Annotated in this window: 17 protein-coding genes; 11 read left to right on the top strand and 6 right to left on the bottom strand. The window is 65.6% G+C overall.

The genetic code is table 11. The features are described from left to right. Positions 1 to 172 precede the first annotated feature (172 nt). Positions 173 to 1,342: a lytic polysaccharide monooxygenase gene (locus ACW5IY_RS20980; RefSeq protein WP_049435826.1), complete on the bottom strand. Its 1,170-nt coding sequence runs from the start codon at positions 1,340 to 1,342 to the stop codon at positions 173 to 175. Between the two features lie 233 nt (positions 1,343 to 1,575). Further along, positions 1,576 to 2,061 (bottom strand): DUF1203 domain-containing protein, encoded by a 486-nt coding sequence (locus tag ACW5IY_RS20975; protein ID WP_049412357.1) that lies wholly within the window; start codon positions 2,059 to 2,061, stop codon positions 1,576 to 1,578. A gap of 154 nt (positions 2,062 to 2,215) precedes the next feature. Between ACW5IY_RS20975 and ACW5IY_RS20970 the strand changes: the two genes are divergently transcribed. From ACW5IY_RS20970 to ACW5IY_RS20955, 4 genes are all read left to right on the top strand, one after another. Then, positions 2,216 to 3,418, top strand: a complete 1,203-nt coding sequence (locus tag ACW5IY_RS20970) for a GGDEF domain-containing protein (protein WP_049435825.1) — start codon at positions 2,216 to 2,218, stop codon at positions 3,416 to 3,418. A gap of 68 nt (positions 3,419 to 3,486) precedes the next feature. Beyond that, the gene (locus ACW5IY_RS20965) at positions 3,487 to 5,013 is read left to right on the top strand and encodes an alpha/beta hydrolase (protein ID WP_049435824.1); all 1,527 of its coding nucleotides are present in this window, start codon (positions 3,487 to 3,489) and stop codon (positions 5,011 to 5,013) included. Continuing rightward, entirely contained in the window at positions 5,010 to 5,756 is a 747-nt protein-coding gene (locus ACW5IY_RS20960; RefSeq protein ID WP_012512433.1) for an ABC transporter ATP-binding protein, read from the top strand. Before ACW5IY_RS20965 ends, ACW5IY_RS20960 begins: the two co-directional genes overlap by 4 nt. After that, complete coding sequence (locus tag ACW5IY_RS20955) at positions 5,753 to 6,937, top strand: ABC transporter permease (RefSeq protein WP_029379812.1); 1,185 nt, start codon at positions 5,753 to 5,755, stop codon at positions 6,935 to 6,937. The genes ACW5IY_RS20960 and ACW5IY_RS20955 overlap by 4 nt, the downstream gene beginning before the upstream one ends. Before the next feature lie 25 nt (positions 6,938 to 6,962). On the opposite strand, the gene ACW5IY_RS20950 is transcribed toward ACW5IY_RS20955, so the two are convergent. Further along, entirely contained in the window at positions 6,963 to 7,673 is a 711-nt protein-coding gene (locus tag ACW5IY_RS20950; protein ID WP_049435823.1) for a transposase, read from the bottom strand. 100 nt (positions 7,674 to 7,773) lie between these two features. Continuing rightward, positions 7,774 to 8,571 (bottom strand): AraC family transcriptional regulator, encoded by a 798-nt coding sequence (locus tag ACW5IY_RS20945; protein ID WP_049435822.1) that lies wholly within the window; start codon positions 8,569 to 8,571, stop codon positions 7,774 to 7,776. A 77-nt stretch (positions 8,572 to 8,648) separates the two neighbouring features. On the opposite strand from ACW5IY_RS20945, the gene ACW5IY_RS20940 reads away from it, so the two are divergent. Then, a complete protein-coding gene (locus tag ACW5IY_RS20940) occupies positions 8,649 to 8,903 on the top strand; it encodes a hypothetical protein (RefSeq protein ID WP_049435821.1) in 255 nt (84 codons plus the stop codon). Between the two features lie 84 nt (positions 8,904 to 8,987). Here the strand turns inward: ACW5IY_RS20940 and ACW5IY_RS20935 are convergent, their stop codons facing one another. Further along, positions 8,988 to 9,989 carry an energy transducer TonB gene (locus ACW5IY_RS20935; protein ID WP_049435820.1) on the bottom strand — a complete coding sequence of 334 codons (1,002 nt, stop codon included), beginning with the start codon at positions 9,987 to 9,989 and terminating at the stop codon, positions 8,988 to 8,990. Positions 9,990 to 10,189: 200 nt separating this feature from the next. Further along, complete coding sequence (locus ACW5IY_RS20930) at positions 10,190 to 10,831, bottom strand: TIGR00645 family protein (RefSeq protein WP_029379810.1); 642 nt, start codon at positions 10,829 to 10,831, stop codon at positions 10,190 to 10,192. Between the two features lie 110 nt (positions 10,832 to 10,941). Between ACW5IY_RS20930 and ACW5IY_RS20925 the strand changes: the two genes are divergently transcribed. From ACW5IY_RS20925 to ACW5IY_RS20900, 6 genes are all read left to right on the top strand, one after another. Next, positions 10,942 to 11,631 carry a glutathione binding-like protein gene (locus tag ACW5IY_RS20925; protein WP_049435819.1) on the top strand — a complete coding sequence of 230 codons (690 nt, stop codon included), beginning with the start codon at positions 10,942 to 10,944 and terminating at the stop codon, positions 11,629 to 11,631. Between the two features lie 154 nt (positions 11,632 to 11,785). After that, on the top strand, positions 11,786 to 14,011 hold the full coding sequence (locus ACW5IY_RS20920; RefSeq protein WP_049435818.1) for a DPP IV N-terminal domain-containing protein: 2,226 nt from the start codon (positions 11,786 to 11,788) through the stop codon (positions 14,009 to 14,011). Positions 14,012 to 14,036: 25 nt separating this feature from the next. Beyond that, positions 14,037 to 14,552 carry a cytochrome c oxidase assembly factor Coa1 family protein gene (locus ACW5IY_RS20915; RefSeq protein WP_029379809.1) on the top strand — a complete coding sequence of 172 codons (516 nt, stop codon included), beginning with the start codon at positions 14,037 to 14,039 and terminating at the stop codon, positions 14,550 to 14,552. Between the two features lie 212 nt (positions 14,553 to 14,764). Further along, the gene (locus ACW5IY_RS20910) at positions 14,765 to 15,229 is read left to right on the top strand and encodes a hypothetical protein (protein WP_054172775.1); all 465 of its coding nucleotides are present in this window, start codon (positions 14,765 to 14,767) and stop codon (positions 15,227 to 15,229) included. Between the two features lie 368 nt (positions 15,230 to 15,597). Further along, complete coding sequence (locus ACW5IY_RS20905) at positions 15,598 to 16,884, top strand: reprolysin-like metallopeptidase (RefSeq protein ID WP_100049954.1); 1,287 nt, start codon at positions 15,598 to 15,600, stop codon at positions 16,882 to 16,884. Positions 16,885 to 16,997: 113 nt separating this feature from the next. Then, positions 16,998 to 18,797, top strand: a complete 1,800-nt coding sequence (locus tag ACW5IY_RS20900; RefSeq protein ID WP_049435817.1) for a DUF885 domain-containing protein — start codon at positions 16,998 to 17,000, stop codon at positions 18,795 to 18,797. Positions 18,798 to 18,842: the final 45 nt, after the last annotated feature.

The following is an 18,842-nucleotide window of genomic DNA, read 5'->3' as shown; positions in this document are numbered from 1 at the left end:
CTGTGGGTGGTGAAACCCCGCGAAGTCTCTGCATCCCACCCGCCCGCATCCATAGGATTACTTTGAAAGAAGCATCGCGTGGTTCCGTATGGGAACGGCTTCACACTCACGCGCTGGCGCGTCTCACGCTATGCAGGGAACGGCGCTCTGCCACCGTTCCCTGCACCCGGTCTCAGTACGCGATCCAGGCATCGCGCCAGGCGGCACCCACACCCGGCCGGTACGCCTCGGCGTTGACGTTGCACCACGCGCCCTCCGGGAACGGACGGCAGGCATACAGCTTGCCGTCGCTGCTCTTCACCACCGTCTGGCCCGGTACATAGCTGCCGATGCCCGCCGGGTACACGTGGTCGAAATCACCGCCCGGCGACGGCGTACCCGGGTCCGGCACCCTGGTATCGAGCTGGAAGCGGTTGCCGTCCTTCAGGTACACGCGATTGTCGGTGGCCGACGCCGACGGCGTGATCACGCCATTGGCAAGCACGCCCACACGCGCATGCTGTGCACTGCCATTGACCTTGCGCGCCAGAATCAATGGCCATTGCGTGGCAGACGTCTGGCCGCTGCCCAAGGTCGTTTCCACACGTTCGACATCGTTGCCGTTGGCGTTGAATACGCGCAGTGCGAGCGTCGTTCCCACCGGCAGGTCGCCGCGTGCGGTGACCGGGCCAGCATCCTGCCATTGCGGTGCCGGTGTCGTACCACCACCGCCTTCAAAACGCACGTCCATGCAGGTGTAGAACGCTTCGGTCGAATCCGAGCGCTGCCAGGTGTTGTAGATCACATGCTGGCCGGTGCGCTGCGGCAGCGTGCACTGCAGCTTGTAGGTGCCATCGGCCGACAGCGGCGTATTGCCCAGGGTGCAGAACTCCTGCAGATCGGCCCAGCCCAGCGGGCTGCCCGGCTGCCAGCCTTCGCGGGTGACGAAGAAGCGCCAGTCACGCGTGGCATGTGGCGCGGTCGCCTTGAACACGAAGGTGAACTTGCCATTGGCATCGGCGTGGATGGGCGTGGTCTGCCAGTCGCTGCGGTTTACATCCAGGCCACGGAAGGTCGGGTTGTTGCCGCTGCACAGCTTGCCGTCGGGCACCACGGCCTGGTGGTTGCCGTTGGCGTTGGCCTGGTTGATGCCGTTCCAGTCGTAGAACGCCTGTGAGCCGCCGATGGCCTTGGCCGCGGCACAGGCCGGGTTGGTCGGGTTCTCGGGATTGCCCTGGAAGCAGGCATAGACGCGGCTGATCGGCGTGGTCATGGTGCCATGGGCAAATGTATCGCCGGCCAGCAGCAGTCCAGCGGCGGCCAGTGAAGTGGCCAGCAACAGCGGTGTGGATCGGAATGACATGGCGCTTCCTTGTGGTCGTCGAAAGAGAGCGGTGACCGCAGGAGCTGCGCTGCACGGCGGACTTTCGGCGGCACCACGGCGAGTATCGAGTCGCAGCGCAGGGTGCGGAACCATGGAAATGCCGATCCGTGACTGTGGGTGTGAAGCCCTTCCCGCAGGCTTCACGCGGGACTGAACGGATGCGCTGACGATCACGTCTTCGGCGTGGCAACGATCACGTCGTGGAGATCCTGCTACGTCGGCGCCATGCCCACGCGATCCGCCTGGCATGAGAAGCAGCCGTGCGCCGCGTTGTGCAGCTGCACGAAGGCCACGGCAGGATCGGCAAACAGCGCGTCCAGCCGAGCGGAGACGTCCGTGCCCGCGCTGATCTCTGCGGCCAGCATCCATGCAGCCTGGTCATAGGCGCGCAACGAGATCATCCGGCGCTGTACGTACGGCGGTACTTCACCTGGCGGCAGCACGCATCGGGTCACGCCACGCTGCACGAAGATCGGGCCCGAGGCGTGATAGGGCGAGTGCAGGGGCAGGTGCACATGGGACAACAGCAGCAGCTCGCTGCCACCGGGCGGATCGCTCAGGCTGATCCGGCAGGGGTGTCCTCCTGTTTCGCCGGCCCAGCGACGCTGGATGCCCAGCGCAGCCAGCGCGGTGTCGCTCTTCTCGAACAGGTGCAGGAACGGGCGGTGGTCGATGCCACCGAGGTACCACGCTTGCATGAGCGTCTCCTTGGTTTTCCGCGGATTCTGCGCATACGCCGGCCGCCGTGCTCGCCGTTTTCAGACCCCGCATCGCCATCGGGGCGGGAAGCGCCGGGGGGATCGCACCACAAGGCGCTAAGATGCGCGCGCCGCCCCGGCCGATGAGCGCCGCATGTCCCTGGATTTCCCGACCATTACCGTGCTTGGCTTCCTGCTCTGCATCGGCATTGCCGTGGGGTTCTCATTGTTGCTGGTGGTGCTGCGCGGGCAACCGGTGCTGCGCCTGTGGACCGCCAGCCTGTGGCTGCTGACCCTGGGTGTGACCCTGCTGGCGCTGCGACCCTACCTGCTGTTGGCGCCGGCCATACTGGCCGGGAACGCGGCGATGGCCGGCTGCGCGGTGCTGATGCTGCGCGGCGTGGCGCTGCATCTGGAACAGCCGCTGCCGCTGTGGCGTCCATTGTTGATGGCGGCCGCCTTCATGGCCGGCATCTTCGCCTTCCTGGTGCTGTGGCCGGACCTGGGCGTGCGCCTGCAGGTGTTCAGTGTGTTCACGCTGCTGGTCGATGGCTGGATCGCGTGCTTGCTGCTGCGGCATGCCCCCGTGCAGCAGCGCAACAGCTGCCGCCTGGCGGCGGCGGTGTTCCTGGCCGAGGCGGCCCTGTACGCGGTGCGCCTGTTCCTGCCGGTGGCACCCGATGCCGGCGAGGACATCATGCGCACCGGTACACCGATGTTCGTCACCTACCTTGCCGGCGTGATGCTGGAACTGGCGCGGTGCTTTGCGATGGTGCTGCTGCTGGTCGAACGCATGCTGGTCGATCTGCGGCGTGCGGCGCGCACCGATGGGCTGACCGGGCTGCTCAACCGCAGCGCGGTGCTGGCCGATGGCCAGGCACAGTTGCAGCGGCTGCGTCGGCAGGGCCGGCCACTGGCCCTGTTGCTGGTCGACGTCGATCACTTCAAGCAGATCAACGACCGCTGGGGCCATCTGGCCGGAGACCAGGTACTGCGCCACTTCGCTGCGCTGCTGCAGCACGGTTTGCAAGGCCAGGACACGCTGCTGGGCCGCTACGGGGGCGAGGAGTTCGTGCTGGTGCTGGCCGGCAGCACGCAGGACGAAGCGATGGCGTGGGCTGCGGCGATCCGTACCGCTCTGCAGCAGAAGCCGGCGCGGCTGACCACCGGGCCGGTGGCGGTCACCGCCAGCATCGGCCTGGCCATGGACGACGGCCACGGCGACCTGTCCACGCTGCTGGCAGCGGCAGACGCGGCGCTGTACCGGGCCAAGGCCGCGGGCCGCGATCGCCTGGCCTGCGCCACGCCGGCGGAGATTTCGCTTCTGCCCATCGCCGACGACGCCGTGCCCGTGTAAGTTGGGTCACATCTTCCGCGGCAGCCCGTCGTGGTTGCCAGGAACGTCCTCCAGGGGAAACGAGCACGATGCAAAGACACCACCTCGCGTTGGCCGCAGCGTTGGCCAGCCTGATGCTTGCCGGTTGCAGCCAGTCACCGTCACCCGGTGCCGAAGGCGCCAGCGATGCACCCAGCCGCCGCTTCGGCAGCATCGATTTCCAGCCCTGCACGCTGTCCACCGAAGGCGCCAGCGCCAACGTGGAGGCGCAGTGCGCCACCCTGCAGGTGCCGGAGGATCGGGCCCAGCCCGATGGCCGACGCATCGGCCTGCGCATCGCCTGGCTGGAATCGGGCAGCAGCGGCTCCAGCCAGCCAGATCCGGTGTTCTTCCTGGCCGGTGGTCCGGGCCAGGCCGCCAGCGAAGTGGCGGTCATCGTCGATACGGCGCTGCGCCAGGTGCGCAAGCAGCGCGACGTCTTCCTCGTCGACCAGCGCGGTACCGGCGGCTCCAATCCCCTCAACTGCCTTGGCGCGGATGGCAAGGACCTGGCCATGGACGAGGATGCCGCACCCACTGAAGCGTCGCTGCGCGATTACGCCGAGCGCTGCGCCGCTTCGCTGCAGGGGCGGGCCGATGCGCGCTTCTACACCACCACCGAGGCGATTGCTGATCTGGATGCGGTGCGTCAGGCGCTGGGCGTCGAGCGCATCAACCTGGTCGGCGGCTCCTACGGTACCCGCGTGGCCCAGCGCTATGCCGGTGCCTATCCACAGCACACGCGCAGCATCGTCATCGATGGCGTAGTGCCGAATGAGCTGGTGGTCGGCGGCGATTTCGCCACGACGTTCGAGGATGCGATCGCCCTGCAATCGGCGCAGTGCCGCAAGGATGCCGCCTGCAGCAAGCGCTTCCCGACCGACACCCGCGCGCAGCTGCGCAGCGTGGTCGAGACCCTGCGCCGTGCGCCGGTCTCGGTGGAGTATCGCGACCCCGGCACCAACCAGACCCGGCAGGATGTACTGAGTCCGGACAGCGTGATCGGCCTGGCGTTCGCCTTCTCCTATGTGCCGCAGTATTCCTCGCTGCTGCCGCTGGTTCTCGATGAAGCCGCGCATGGCCGCTATGCACCGCTGGCGTCGCTGGCACGTGGTGCGAACCGCAGCATGGATTTCCAGATCAATCGTGGCATGCAGTGGTCGGTGATCTGCAGCGAAGATGCGCCGCGCTACCACGCACCGGCCGAAGATCCCGAGCGCCTGTTCGGCAACGACGTGGCCAGTGCCTTCTTCGCCGCCTGCCCGGTATGGCCGCACCGGCCGGCACCGGCAGGCAATGCCGTGCCGCTGCGCAGTGACGTACCGGCGCTGCTGCTGTCCGGTGAGCTGGACCCGGTGACGCCGCCGCGCTATGCCGAGCAGGTGCTCAAGGGCCTGCCCAATGGCCGCGCGCTGGTCGCCCGCGGCCAGGGCCACGGCACGCTGACCGCCGGCTGCATGCCGCGCCTGCTCGGCCAGTTCATCGACAAGACCGATGCCAAGGCGCTGGATGCCGGCTGCCTGGACACGCTGAGCTACGTGCCGGCGTTCACCTCGTTCAACGGATGGGAACCATGATCGTCGCCGACAACCTGCACAAGGCTTTCGACACCCGCACGGGCCGCATCCAGGCGGTCTCCAACGTCGGCTTCCGCGCCGAGGATGGCCGCATCACCGGCCTGCTCGGCCCCAATGGTGCCGGCAAGACCACCACCATGCGCATGCTGTACACGCTGATGACCCCCGACCAGGGCAGCATCAGCGTCGATGGTGTCGATGCTGCGCGCAATCCGGTGGAAGTACGCCGCCACCTTGGCGTGCTGCCCGACGCGCGCGGTGTCTACAAGCGCCTGACCGCGCGCGAGAACATCGCCTACTTCGGCGAACTGCATGGTCTCTCGGCCGAGCGCATCCGCGAGCGCATCGAGGTGCTGTCACATGCACTCGACATGGGCGATATCCTCGACCGCCAGACCGATGGCTTCTCGCAGGGCCAGCGCACCAAGACCGCGATTGCCCGCGCGCTGGTGCACGACCCACGCAACGTCATTCTCGATGAGCCGACCAATGGCCTGGACGTGATGACCACGCGCGCACTGCGCCGCTTCCTGCTGGGTCTGCGCGAAGAGGGCCGCTGCGTGATCCTGTCCAGCCACATCATGCAGGAGGTGGCCGCGCTGTGCGATCACATCGTGATCATTGCCAAGGGCACGGTGATGGCTGCCGGCAGCGCCGATGAACTGCGCGCGCAGGCCGGCGAATCCAACCTGGAAGATGCGTTCGTGAAACTGATCGGCAGCGAAGAGGGCCTGCACGCATGAGCATGATGTCGACCCTGATGACGGTGATGCGCAAGGAACTGCGCGATCTTTCCCGTGATCGCCGCACGCTGCTGCTGACCCTGCTGTTCGGGCCGCTGCTGTACCCGGTGCTGCTGCTGGGCATGGGCAAGCTGGCCGAGAGCCGGGTACGCACCCAGATTGAACAACCGCTGCAGATTCCGACCATCGGTGCGGACAACGCCCCTAATCTGGTGCGTTTCCTTGCCGCGCAGGGACTGAACACCGCACCGGCACCGAAGGACCTGGCCGAGGCCATCCGCAGCCAGCAGATCGACGTGGCACTGCGCATCAGCGATGACTTCGGCAAGGACTGGGCCGATGGCAAGCCGGCGCTGGTGGAGGTGATCAAGGACAGTACCCGTCGCGCCGCAGAAGTGCCCAGCGCGCGGCTGGAGGCGGCACTGGCGACCTACAATGGCCAGGTCGGTGCGCTGCGCCTGATGGCGCGTGGCATCGACGCACAGGTCGCGCGGCCGCTGGACGTGGCGCGCCAGGACCTGGCCAGTGCCGAAGCCAAGCGCGGCATGATCCTGTCGATGCTGCTGCCGGTGCTTCTCACACTCACCTCGTTCATCGGTGGCGCCTACCTGGTGATGGACGCTACCGCTGGTGAGCGCGAGCGGCAGTCGCTGGAGCCGCTGCTGGCCACGCCGGGTTCGCGCAGCGCGATCGTAAGCGGCAAGATCGCCGCCGCCTGCGTGGTCGGGTTCGTGTCGCTGCTGCTGACCCTGGTGGCGTTCAAGGTGAGCGCACAGATCGCGCCCGGCAACATCGGCCGCCAGTTCAACATGAATGTCGGTTCGATGCTGCAGATGCTGCTGGTGATGTTGCCGATGCTGATGATCGGCACCTCGCTGCTGACCTTCCTGTCCGCCGCAGCCAAGAGCATGAAGGAGGCGCAGAGCCACATGACCTGGCTGATGCTGCTGCCGATGATGCCCGGTTACGCGCTGGTGGCCTACCCGTTGAAGAGCGAGCTGTGGCAGTACGCCGTGCCGTTCCTGTCGCAGAACCAGATGCTGCTGAAGGTGATCCGCCACGAGCCGATCACGCCGGCAGTCTGGGCCATCTACCTGGGCGCCAGCCTCGGCCTGGCCGCACTGCTGTGGTTCGCCGCAGTGCGGCGTTACCACAACGAGCGTCTGGCCATCTCCGGCTGACATGCAAAAAAGGGGACGGAGGGGATTAAGTCGTTTCCAGCCCTCCCGTCCCCTCTTTGCGCGGGCGCCCCCGCTTGCGCAGCATCGCAGGTCGCCCAAGTGTCTGCTCCACCATCCGCAGGTACGCTGTACTTCCCAATGGATGCTGCGCAGCACTGTGAGCGCGGATTGCCTGCAGGTCAGCGGACGCATTCAGATCCCGCAGGAACTGCCCATAGAGCGTCGCACGCTGTCGCTTGCTCGCGGCCAGTGCCTGAAATGCAGGATGCTCTGTCAGAATCGGGTCGTGCCGTCGCTGCAGGTTCCCATGCACACTCGACCATGGGTGATCTTCCGGGCCGGCTGTCATGCCTGCACGAACCGGATTGAGTTCGATGTAGCGATAGACGCTGAGCAGATAGGCGTCGCTGTCCACCATTGAAGAATGGAAGCGGCCCTGCCAGAGCGGTCCGCTGCGCCCATGTCGCTGATTGAAGGCCTGGACGTAGTTGTTGCCCTGCATCCGCATCGCATTGGCTAGGCCCACACCCGTGGAGGGTGTGGCCAACAGATGGACGTGATTGCCCATCAATACGTAGGCATGCAGCGCGATCTGATGCTTCAGGAAGGCGCTGTGCAACAGGTGCAGAAACAGTTGGCGGTCGATATCGTCAACGAAGATAGCCCCCTTGTTCACACCGCGCTGGGTCACGTGGTATGGCTGGCCGGCCAACATCAGGCGTGCTTGTCGAGGCATGGGAGTTCAGGGATTCAAGGAATCATCAGCCTGCCGCCAACGTGGCTGCGGTGGACATCAGGCGATGCCGCGAGAAGATGTGGGGTAGGGCAGAAGCGACTTAATCCCCTCCGTCCCCTTTTCCGTACCGCGCAGGCGTCACGCCCATCTCGCGCTTGAACACGGCGATGAAGGCGCTGGGCGTCTCGTAGCCCATCGACAGCGCGACGCTGATCACCGGCTCGCCCGCCAGCAGGCGTGGCAGCGCCAGCAGCACGCGCAGGCGTTGCCGCCACTGGCTTGGCGACAGGCCGGTCTCGGCCAGCCAATGGCGGGCAAGGCTGCGGCCGGACAGGCCGCTGCTGGCGGCCCAGTCCTCGATGCTGCGGCCGTCTTCGGGTGCGCGCGCCAGTGCGGCGGCGATCTTCTGCAGTCGCCGGTCACGCGGTTGTGGCAGGGCAAGCGGCAGGGGCGTGCTGGCGGCAATCTCATCGGCGATCACACCGGCCAGTCGAGCCTGTGCAGCATCCAGTGGCTGATGGGGCCATCGCAGCGCACGTGTTGTCGCCGCCTGCAGCAGTGCATTGGGCTGGAAAATGCGCGGTGTGGCGGGTAGGCCCAGGCAGGCCTCGGCGTTGAAGTACAGGCTCCAGCCATCGAACGCGTCTGCGCTCAGCAGCGCGTGGGGCAGCAAGGGCGGTATCCAGGCGACGTGACCTGCGGGCAGCAGCCAGTGCAGGTCGTCGGCGGCGATCCGCAGCAGCCCCTGATGCGCACCCAGCAGCTGCCCACGGGCATGCCGGTGGCGGGCTGTGCGACGTATACCGCGTTGGCGCAGCCCGGCCGCCAGCACCACCGGTCCGTCGGCGGTATCGGCCAACACGGGGTCGAGCAATCCGCTGGTTGTCTGATCTGCCATATTAGTTGGCAGTTATACGGCAGAAACGTCGCGTCCGCGTCCCGACACTGGAGCCTACTTCAACGGAGCGCTTCCCCATGCAGCCACAGGACATTCTTCCCGATCATCAGAACGACGTGCAGGTGAACGGCGTCACCGTGCGCAAGGGCAGCGTGGGTGCTTTCCTGGCCAGCGTTCGTGACTGGCAGGATCCGTCCAGCGATCCCGCCTTCCGCGCCACTGCCGAAGCCGACCTGCGTGCGTTGCTGCCGGGCCTGCATGCGCTGGGTCTGTTCCAGGTGCTGGTCGCGCGCGATCCTGCCCTGCAGCGCCTGATTGATGGCGCGGCCTGAAACGGACAAGGCCCGGACGAACCGGGCCTTGGCGTCACGGAGGCGGCAGAAACGACTTAATCCCCTCCGTCCCCTTTTTTGCGGTCAGCCGCCCGGCGCGAACACCAGGGTGCGGCGCGTGGTGACCGGCGCGTTGACCGGCTCGAAGCGCCAGCGCTTGACTGCGTTCAGGGCTTCGCGGTCGAAGGTCCGTCCGGACGTTGCGCGCAGCACGCGGGCGCTGACCACTGAGCCGTCGGTGCCCACGGTGATCTCCACCAGCACTTCGCCCGACGTTCCCGAACGCAGGGCTTCGGCCGGATAGCGCGGCGCTGGCGTACTGACCGGGCGCAGGGTGGGAGCTGCGACGGCGGCTGCCTGGCGCGCGGCGCTGGCCTGCTGGGCGGCGGCCTGCTGCTGCTTCTGTTCGGCATCGCGACGGGCCGCGGCCTGGCGCTCGGCCTCCTGGCGCTCGTTGTCGCGGCGTGCGGCATCCTGCTGCGCGGCGATCTGCTTGGCCGCGTCGGCTTCCTTGGTGCGTTGTTCGGCCAGGCGCTGCTGTTCGATCTGCTGCTTGCTGCGGTCCTCGGCGTCCTTCTTTGCCTTCTCGGCTTCGGTCTCGGTGCGCTTGGCCGCGTTTTCCACGCCCTTGGCCAGGCCTTCCTTCAGGCGCGGAAGTGCGGGGGCGGAGGCATCCACCTTTTCGATCAGCGCCACCAGGCGCTGCGCCTCGGTGTAGTCCTCACGGCCCAGGTGCTGCTCGGCGGCGATCAGGGTGTAGGGCAGCAGGTCGGTCAGCGCGCTCTTCACCGAGGCGTCGTCCGGCGTCTTGTCACGCAGGGCGAGGTAGTACTCGATGGCGTTGTCGCCGGCCGGCGCATACATGCGGTTCTCGCGCAGCGCCTGGCTGGCCGATTCGCGCAGCTGCTCGGTGCCCATCGACTGCACCTTGGCAGCGACCACCGGTGCGGCGGGTGCAGCAGCGGCAGGCGCCGTGGCGGCAGCAGGCGCTGCGGATTCTTCCTTGCCCGAGCAGGCGGCCAGTGCCAGTGCCAGGGTAACCGGCAGCCACCGGCGCGCGGCGGTGATCGTTGAGACGTGCGACATCCTGCTCCCCTCTAGAAGACGACGTGACGTAAATCATTGATACGCATGGCCGGGACCTGTGGTCCGGGCGCGGAACGATGACGTTTCCCGACGCCACCGCCGGCAACGGCGAGGGTGCAATCTAGCATCCCGGCCACCGCCGCGTACAAGGGGCGGTGGCCGGGACGGGCAACGGCGTCATGCCGCTGCTGGCAACGACATCAGTGGTCGTGCGACTTGTCGTGGGACTTGCTGTGGCTGTTGGACATCAGCTTGTCGGTCCAGGCGATGCCGATCGCCGACAGGATGAACACGCAGTGGATGATGGTCTGCCACAGCACGCCTTCCTGGGTCATGGTCGTGCAGGTATCGACGCCAGCGTTGTAGAAGCTGGTCGAAGCCGACGACACTGCAGCGGCCCACTGTTCCGGTTTGCACAGCGGCAGTCCCTTCAGCGCGCTGGTGGCGATGAAGGTCTTCAGCAGGTGGATCGAGGAGATGCCGATGATCGCCATCGCCAGCTTCACCTTCAGCACGCTGGCGTTGACGTGGCTCAGCCATTCCGGCTGGTCAGGATGGCCTTCCAGGCGCAGGCGCGAGACGAAGGTCTCATAGCCGCCGACGATCACCATCACCAGCAGGTTGGAGATCATCACCACGTCGATCAGGCCCAGCACGATCAGCATGATCTGCTGCTCGCCCATCGAGACCGAGTGGGACAGCAGGTGCCAGAGTTCCTTGCCGAACAGGAACACGTAGACGCACTGGGCAAGGATCAGGCCCAGGTACAGCGGCAGCTGCAGCCAGCGCGAGGCGAAGATCAGCGAGGACAACGGGGACAGGGGGCGAGGACTGTGGCTCATGCAGGACAGTGCGTTTCGGGGGAGCCGCGAGGTTACCGGCCTGCCGTGACGGTGCCAACCCAACTCACGCACTAGACTTCAGGTTCCTTTCCGCACCCCGAGCCGCCGCCATGATCGACCTGTATTACTGGCCCACCCCGAACGGCCACAAAGTGACCCTGCTGCTGGAAGAAGCCGGCCTGGAGTACCGCATCCACCCGGTCAACATCGGCTCGGGCGACCAGTTCAAGCCGGAATTCCTCGCCATCTCGCCCAACAACAAGATGCCGGCCATCGTCGACCAGGCCCCGGCCGATGGCGGCGCCCCGCAGAGCGTGTTCGAGTCCGGCGCGATCCTGCTGTACCTGGCCGAAAAGACCGGCCAGTTCCTGCCCAGCGATCCGCGCGGCCGCGTCACCACCCTGGAATGGCTGTTCTGGCAGATGGCCGGCCTGGGCCCGATGAGCGGCCAGATGGGCCACTTCAACGTGTATGCGCCGGACAAGATCCCGTATGCCATCGAGCGCTACGACAACGAAGTGCGCCGCCTGCACGGGGTGATGGACAAGCGCCTGGCCCAGCACGCCTTCCTGGCCGGCGACGACTACACCATCGCCGACATGGCCAGCTATCCGTGGATCGGCGCCTACGACAAGCTGCCGGTGGATTTCGCCGCGTTCCCGAACCTCAAGCGCTGGCACGACGCCATCGCCGCACGCCCGGCCACCCAGCGCGCCTATGCCCTGCGCCAGCAGGTGAACCCCAACGCCGGCAAGCCGCTCAGCGACGAAGAGCGCAAGCACCTGTTCGGCCAGCGCTGACCCGGTACGGTGGGTGCCGACCGTTGGTCGGCACTCGTCAGCACGCCTTATGGGCAAAAGGTCATGCTGCCTTCCTGCACGGGCTTGGTTAGGATGGGGAACGACCGCCCCGTGCTCCGAGCCGGGGTGGACCTGCCGTTTGCCGGGATCCTCCATGCGCCACCTGTTCGCTTCGCTCGCCCTCATGCTTGCCACTACAACCGCCGCCCACGCTGAAAAGCTGACCCTGGAAGCCATCACCGGCCCGCTGCCGTTGTCCGGCCCGACCCTGATGAAGCCGAAGGTGGCGCCGGATGGTTCGCAGGTCAGTTTCCTGCGTGGCAAGGACAGCGACCGCAACCAGCTGGACCTGTGGACCTATGACATCGGCAGCGGCCAGACCCGCCTGCTGGTCGATTCCAAGGTGGTGCTGCCCGGCACCGAGACCCTCAGCGATGAGGAAAAGGCACGCCGCGAGCGCCAGCGCATCGCCGCGATGACCGGCATCGTCGATTACCAGTGGTCGCCGGACGCGCAGCGCCTGCTGTTCCCGTTGGGCGGCGAACTGTATCTGTACGACCTCAAGCAGCAGGGCCAGGCCGCGGTACGCCAGCTGACTCACGGTGAAGGTTTCGCCACCGACGCCAAGCTGTCGCCCAAGGGCGGCTTTGTCAGCTTCATCCGCGGCCGAAACCTGTGGGTGATCGACCTGGCCAGTGGCAAGCAGCTGCAGCTGACCCGTGATGGCAGCACCACCATCGGCAACGGCGTGGCCGAGTTCGTCGCCGATGAAGAAATGGACCGCCACACGGGCTACTGGTGGGCACCGGATGATTCGGCCATCGCCTTCGCCCGCATCGACGAGGCACCGGTGCCGGTGCAGAAGCGCTACGAGGTCTACGCCGACCGCACCGATGTGATCGAACAGCGTTACCCGGCCGCCGGCGACGCCAACGTGCGCGTGCAGCTGGGCGTGATCGCACCGGCCGCCGACGCGCAGCCGCGTTGGGTCGACCTCGGCAAGGAACAGGACATCTATCTGGCCCGCGTCGATTGGCGCGATGCGCGGCACTTGAGCTTCCAGCGCCAGTCGCGTGACCAGAGGCAGCTGGACCTGGTGGAAGTGGCGCTCGATTCCAACCGTCAGCGCGTGCTCGCCCACGAGACCAGCCCGACCTGGGTGCCGCTGCACAACAGCCTGCGCTTCCTGGAAGACGGCAGCGTGCTGTGGTCGTCCGAGCGCACCGGCTTCCAGCACCTGTACCGCATCGACGGCAAGGGCAAGGCCACCGCGCTGACCCACGGCAACTGGCCGGTGGACGAACTGCTGGCGGTCGATGAAAAGGCCGGCAAGGCCTACTTCCGTGCCGGCATCGAGACCTCGCGCGAAAGCCAGATCTACGCGGTGTCGCTGCAGGGCGGCGAGCCGCAGCGCCTGTCGAAGGCACCGGGCATGCACAGCGCCACGTTCGCCCGCAATGCCAGCGTCTACGTTGACAGCTGGTCCAACAGCACTACGCCGCCGCAGATTGAACTGTTCCGCGCCAACGGCGAGAAGATCGCTACGCTGGTGGAGAACGACCTGGCCGATCCCAAGCATCCGTATGCGCGCTACCGCGATGCGCAGCGCCCGGTCGAGTTCGGCACGTTGACGGCTGCCGATGGCAAGACCCCGCTGAACTACAGCCTGATCAAGCCGGCCGGCTTCGATCCGTCCAAGCGCTACCCGGTGGCGGTGTACGTCTACGGCGGCCCGGCCAGCCAGACCGTCACCGACAGCTGGCCCGGCCGTGGCGACCACCTGTTCAACCAGTATCTGGCCCAGCAGGGCTACGTGGTGTTCTCGCTGGACAATCGTGGCACCCCGCGACGTGGCCGCGACTTCGGTGGTGCGCTGTATGGCAAGCAGGGCACGGTGGAAGTGACCGACCAGCTGCGCGGCGTGACCTGGCTGAAGCAGCAACCGTGGGTGGACCCGGCGCGCATCGGCGTGCAGGGCTGGTCCAACGGTGGCTACATGACCCTGATGCTGCTGGCCAAGGCCTCGAACCAGTACGCCTGTGGCGTGGCCGGTGCGCCGGTGACCGACTGGGGCCTGTATGACAGCCATTACACCGAACGCTACATGGATCTGCCGGCGCGCAATGAAGCGGGTTACCGCGAAGCGCGCGTGCTGACCCATATCGACGGCCTGCGCTCGCCGCTGCTGCTGATCCACGGCATGGCCGACGACAACGTGCTGTTCACCAATTCGACCAGCCTGATGAGCGCGTTGCAGAAGCGTGCACAGCCGTTCGAGCTGATGACCTACCCGGGTGCCAAGCATGGCCTGTCCGGCGCCGATGCCCTGCATCGCTACCGCGTGGCCGAAGCCTTCCTGGGACGTTGCCTGAAGCCCTGATCCGCAGCCGGGAAGGAGCCCGCCGATGACCCTGCCACCACCGATTCCCGCCCATCGACAGACGTCCGCCGGTTGGTGGTGCCGTCATTGGCGCTGGGCGATGCCGCTGACGGTGGTGCTGGTGCTGGGCGGCGCAGGTGGCGTGGTGACCTGGAGCGTGCTGCGCTGGAGCGAGGCGGCACGCGAGAGCCCGCCGATGCGCGAAGCTCTGCGTCGCGCGGGCTGCAGCATCGAACTGGTGGAAGCCTTCGGCGAGCCGCTGCATATCGAATCGATGCCGCTGGGCAGCATGCAGACCGCGATCAACGGCCAGCGCGATGTCGGCCTGACCGTGGCCCTGGAAGGACCGCATGCGCACGGCCGGTTGTTCGTGCAGGGCAGCCGTCGCGATGAAGTCTGGGATTACCCGGTGATGTATGTACTGGCCGAAGACAAGCAGACCTTCGATCTGACCGCGCTGGATGACGACGAGGCTGCGGGAGAGTGCGAGTTGCAGGCCTGCCGTGATCGCGGCGAATGCCCGCTGACCGCGGCGTTGTGACCTCCGCTTGAAGCGGCGGGAGTAGCGCCGACCGTCAGTCGACTGTCGCGCGCAGCGCGGGGCTTTGGCTTGGTCGCCGTGTCGTAAGCGGGACCTCCTACATCGGGGTGCTGAGCCGTGAGAATGCCCTGCCACACATGCTTGGCTGGGGCTGTCGCGGTTGACCATTGCGACCTTGCCCGCATTCCTCTAGAGATTGATCGAAACGTATCGTGCTGCCCCAGGCAGCCGACGTCGGTCCTGTCCCGGAGGTCCATGCAATTCGAATAGAAGCGATCAGGATGCTGGCGGCGTTGCAGCTCTACACGCCGGTATGGCTCTCGCAGACCATGGCCGCTGAGCCATTCGTGGAGGCGCTTGCCGATACATCGGTGGTACAGGCAGAGCAGCGCCTGCGTGCGAGTGGCGACACCGTGGAATGGGTGCGTCTGGTTCGAGTGAATGAGCTTGCGTCGGCCGCAGACGAGATTACCGTCAACCTGTATGACGTTGTTCTCCACCTTGTCCGCGATCCTTCCGTCCCTTTGTTCGAAACCGCGGAAGAGGTCATGTACCGCCCTGATGGTGCGCAGGGCGTCCATCGCGAAGTTGTCACGATGTCCAGCGTGCAATGGACGGGAACGGCGAAAAGCACGTCCCCGGATGCAAACCCAAGCTCAGCCAGCCGCAGCGCATAAGCATCAGATTGAGTGCCTCGGGCGCATGCGCGGGGTTCAGGCACGGCGTCTGGCGCTATACCCTCAACGATGATCAGCTGGTGAAGCGCGATACGCGCCGCGCTGTGTTCAATGAGCGCAATGATGTGAGGGACCGGCGGCCAGACTATCAGGTGTCGCAAGCGCCAGTTATTTGAGTATCGCTGGCATGGCGAGGCCGAATTTCAGCGCTTCAGATCTGACCAATCCTGAGCTTGCATAGGGAGATTTTGTCGCATGCTACTCGACATCGCTGTCTCCCACAGCCTATGTGACGAAAGTCTCCAAGTGGTCAGTAGCAAGGCCGTAGCGTTCGTCATGCCATGTGGCACCGATACTACGAGTAGATCATGAAAACAGATCTATTCTCTCTGGCCGTCGTGCTATTCAGTAGCGCATCCTGGCCTGCGCAGGCGGCATCCAAGTTCATTGAGATTCCTGTCGGCGGATGGGATCCCGGTATGCAGATTCGTAAGCAGCACGAGGATAGCATTGTCGACTGGATTCGCCGTGTCGACGTTCACCCAGAGGCATTGACCGACAATGTGATCGAAGTGGATCTCTTCGATGCAATCGTGCGATTGAAGCGCACTGCAGGCCCGCGATTGAATGCGGCTCCAGACCCGGTCTATGTCCCGGCGGGCACGGATGCAGGAGCAGTGGCCGCGATGCCCTCTGCCCGGCTTCGTTGGACCGGAACGATGGCTACTTCTACATCTAAGGCACCATCTTCGTGCATGGATGCGGAGAGAGCGGTTCGGATCACCGAGGCTGCTGACGGACAACTAAGGGCCATCTTTGACATTGGGAGCTTTCGATACGAACTGCGAGACGGTGTGCTGATTCGAAAGGATTTTCGCCGGCTTCCACACGAGGCACCGGTTCGTGATGTCAGCCCGGATGCACTCGATGCGGTCAGTTCTGACGACGTTGAGCAAGAGGCGAAATCGACAGTACGTGTTCTGTTTGGCTACGGAACTACGGCCCTCGGCGATGACCGCGAGGTGGTCTTCGCAGAAATGCGGGGGGCCGTCTGTTTAGCCAACGAGAGTTTCTCTCATAGCGGAATCAAGGTTGAACTCGAGCGCGCCGCCAACGTCCTTTCCGGCTATCAGGAAACCGGTGTTACTCAGACGCTTGACGATCTGGTTGCCGGAAGAAGAGGCGCACTCGGCGTCATGCATCAGGTTCGTGATATTGAGAAGGCAGACATCGTCCTGATGATCATTGATACCGGTCCGTCACGGTCGGTCTGTGGGCAATCGCAGCGCGTGCTTGCGACGAAGGAAACCGCATTCGCGGTAGTGGAACGAAATTGTCTCGGTGCCACGACCAGCAGCCTTGCCCACGAGATCGGGCACCTGTTCGGTGCAGATCATGAGCCCGCGAACGCCACCGTACGTCCCCCGAGATTTTCTTATGGCCATGGCTATAAGGCGCCGGAAAATGCGCCTGGACGATGGAGGACACTGATGTCCTATGAATGCTCCGGAGCACCATGTGGACGGATAAATCTCTGGTCGTCACCTGACCTCAGTCATAACGGTTTGCCCGCAGGGACGAAAGAGACCCATCACAACGTCAGAGTGTTGAATGAGACCCGAGGGGTGATTGCCAATTTCTACCCCGAGCCATGACCGGATACCCGAGCGGGCGGGCGCATTCATGCCGGTCCGCCCGTGACCTCCAGCCGATTGTCGGCATCGCCGAGAGCGCGTAGGGTGCGGGCAACCCTGTCCTGGAATGCACCATGAAGCCAATCGCGTTGGCCGTTGCCCTGGCCCTGACTGCCGCACCTCTGCTGTCCGCACCGCCGGCCCTGGCTGCGCCGGCTGCCAAGGCCACTACTCCGGCCAGCCCGGCCTGGGTTGCCCGCAGCAATGTGCTGGCGCAGATCCTGCTCGATGCACAAGGCCCGTTCCAGCCGGAGGAAACCGGCTTCTTCGGCGTTCCCGGCTACGACGACAAGGTCGCAGACCTTGGCCCGGACAACGGCAAGCGCTATCGCGCCGCGATGGCCAAAGCCCGCGATGAACTCAAGGCAAAGCTGGTCACCGAGAAGGATCCCAACGTCCGCCAGGACCTGGAGATCATGATCCACGCCGCCAGCCAGAACATCGAAGGCAGCGAGCTCAACGAAAAATACCTGCTGCCGTGGAGTGATGCGCCGCAGACCGTGTTCAGCGGCCTCAACCTGCTGCTGTCCGACCAGGTGCCGGCCGAGCGCCGGGCCAAGGCGCTCGACCGCCTCAAGGCCTATGCCGGCCTGCAGCCGGGCGGCACCGCCTTCACCACGTTGGCCCGCCAGCGCTACGAGGAACGGCTGAAGGACAGCAGCCTGCTGCAGCCGACGAAGATCGAAGTGCAGCAGTCGCTGGATAATGTCGAAACCTACATCACCGGCATCGAGTCGCTGCTGAAGAAGTACCAGATTGCCGGTGCCGATGAAGCGATGAAGACCCTGGCCGGGCAGATGAAGGACTACGCCGCCTGGACCCGCAAGGAGGTGCTGCCGAAGGCGCGTGCCGACGCACGCCTGCCGGCGCCGCTGTATGCCTACCAGCTCAAGCAGGTCGGCATCGATATCGATCCGAAGCTGCTGATGCAGCGCGCGCAGCTGGAGTTCATGGAAACCCGCTCGGCGATGCAGCAGCTGGCGCCGCTGGTGGCGAAGGACAAGGGCCTGAAGGTGGCCGACCCGAGCGATCCGGTAGCGGTGATCCGCGCACTGAAGGCCGACAAGATCGCCGACGACCATCTGGAAGGCCACTACCGCAAGGTGATCGATGCGATCGACCCGCTGATCCGTGAACACGCCATCGTCGACGTACCCAAGCGTGCCATGCAGATGCGCCTGGGTTCGGCCGCCGAGAGCGCGGCCAGCCCGGCCCCGCATTTCCTGCCGGCGCCACTGGTCAACAACACCGGACAGCAGGGCACCTTCGTGCTGCCGCTGGGCAACCCAGCCGCAGGACCGGGCGCACAATACGACGACTTCAACTTCGGTGCGGCGGCATGGACGCTGAGCGCGCATGAAGGCCGCCCCGGCCACGAGCTGCAGTTCACCGCCATGGTCGAACGTGGCGTGTCGCTGGCACGCACGATGTTCGCGTTCAATTCGGTGAACGTGGAAGGCTGGGCGCTGTATGCCGAGGCCGAGATGGTGCCGTACGAGCCGCTGGACGGTCAGATGATCGCCCTGCAGTTCCGCCTGCTGCGTGCCGCGCGCGCGATGCTGGACCCGATGCTCAACCTCGGCCTGACCGACCGCGCCAACGGCGAGCGTGTACTGATCGAGCAGGTTGGCCTGTCCAAGGCGATGGCCACCCAGGAACTGGACCGCTACATGGTGCGGATGCCGGGCCAGGCCGGCAGCTACTTCTACGGCTACACCCGCATCCTGGAGCTGCGCATGCAGACGGAGCTGGCACTGGGCGCGAAGTTTGACCGCCTGGCGTTCAACAACTTCCTGCTCGACCAGGGCCTGCTGCCGCCGGACCAGCTGGCCGATGCGGTGAACAAGGTGTTCGTGCCGAAGTACAAGCGCTGAGCATTACGGGTAATGCCGGCCGCTGGCCGGCACTACCCGCGGTGA

Source organism: Stenotrophomonas sp. C-A (assembly GCF_054030835.1).
The sequence above is the reverse complement of the archived record's forward strand: the minus strand, read 5'-3'. Positions and strand labels throughout refer to the sequence as shown.

What these genes read in the sequence shown, in the direction of transcription:
- ACW5IY_RS20980 (WP_049435826.1), bottom strand. Translation starts at nt 1,342, where the DNA reads ATGTCATTCCGATCCACACCGCTGTTGCTGGCCACTTCACTGGCCGCC.
- ACW5IY_RS20975 (WP_049412357.1), bottom strand. Translation starts at nt 2,061, where the DNA reads ATGCAAGCGTGGTACCTCGGTGGCATCGACCACCGCCCGTTCCTGCAC.
- ACW5IY_RS20970 (WP_049435825.1), top strand. Translation starts at nt 2,216, where the DNA reads ATGTCCCTGGATTTCCCGACCATTACCGTGCTTGGCTTCCTGCTCTGC.
- ACW5IY_RS20965 (WP_049435824.1), top strand. Translation starts at nt 3,487, where the DNA reads ATGCAAAGACACCACCTCGCGTTGGCCGCAGCGTTGGCCAGCCTGATG.
- ACW5IY_RS20960 (WP_012512433.1), top strand. Translation starts at nt 5,010, where the DNA reads ATGATCGTCGCCGACAACCTGCACAAGGCTTTCGACACCCGCACGGGC.
- ACW5IY_RS20955 (WP_029379812.1), top strand. Translation starts at nt 5,753, where the DNA reads ATGAGCATGATGTCGACCCTGATGACGGTGATGCGCAAGGAACTGCGC.
- ACW5IY_RS20950 (WP_049435823.1), bottom strand. Translation starts at nt 7,673, where the DNA reads ATGCCTCGACAAGCACGCCTGATGTTGGCCGGCCAGCCATACCACGTG.
- ACW5IY_RS20945 (WP_049435822.1), bottom strand. Translation starts at nt 8,571, where the DNA reads ATGGCAGATCAGACAACCAGCGGATTGCTCGACCCCGTGTTGGCCGAT.
- ACW5IY_RS20940 (WP_049435821.1), top strand. Translation starts at nt 8,649, where the DNA reads ATGCAGCCACAGGACATTCTTCCCGATCATCAGAACGACGTGCAGGTG.
- ACW5IY_RS20935 (WP_049435820.1), bottom strand. Translation starts at nt 9,989, where the DNA reads ATGTCGCACGTCTCAACGATCACCGCCGCGCGCCGGTGGCTGCCGGTT.
- ACW5IY_RS20930 (WP_029379810.1), bottom strand. Translation starts at nt 10,831, where the DNA reads ATGAGCCACAGTCCTCGCCCCCTGTCCCCGTTGTCCTCGCTGATCTTC.
- ACW5IY_RS20925 (WP_049435819.1), top strand. Translation starts at nt 10,942, where the DNA reads ATGATCGACCTGTATTACTGGCCCACCCCGAACGGCCACAAAGTGACC.
- ACW5IY_RS20920 (WP_049435818.1), top strand. Translation starts at nt 11,786, where the DNA reads ATGCGCCACCTGTTCGCTTCGCTCGCCCTCATGCTTGCCACTACAACC.
- ACW5IY_RS20915 (WP_029379809.1), top strand. Translation starts at nt 14,037, where the DNA reads ATGACCCTGCCACCACCGATTCCCGCCCATCGACAGACGTCCGCCGGT.
- ACW5IY_RS20905 (WP_100049954.1), top strand. Translation starts at nt 15,598, where the DNA reads ATGAAAACAGATCTATTCTCTCTGGCCGTCGTGCTATTCAGTAGCGCA.
- ACW5IY_RS20900 (WP_049435817.1), top strand. Translation starts at nt 16,998, where the DNA reads ATGAAGCCAATCGCGTTGGCCGTTGCCCTGGCCCTGACTGCCGCACCT.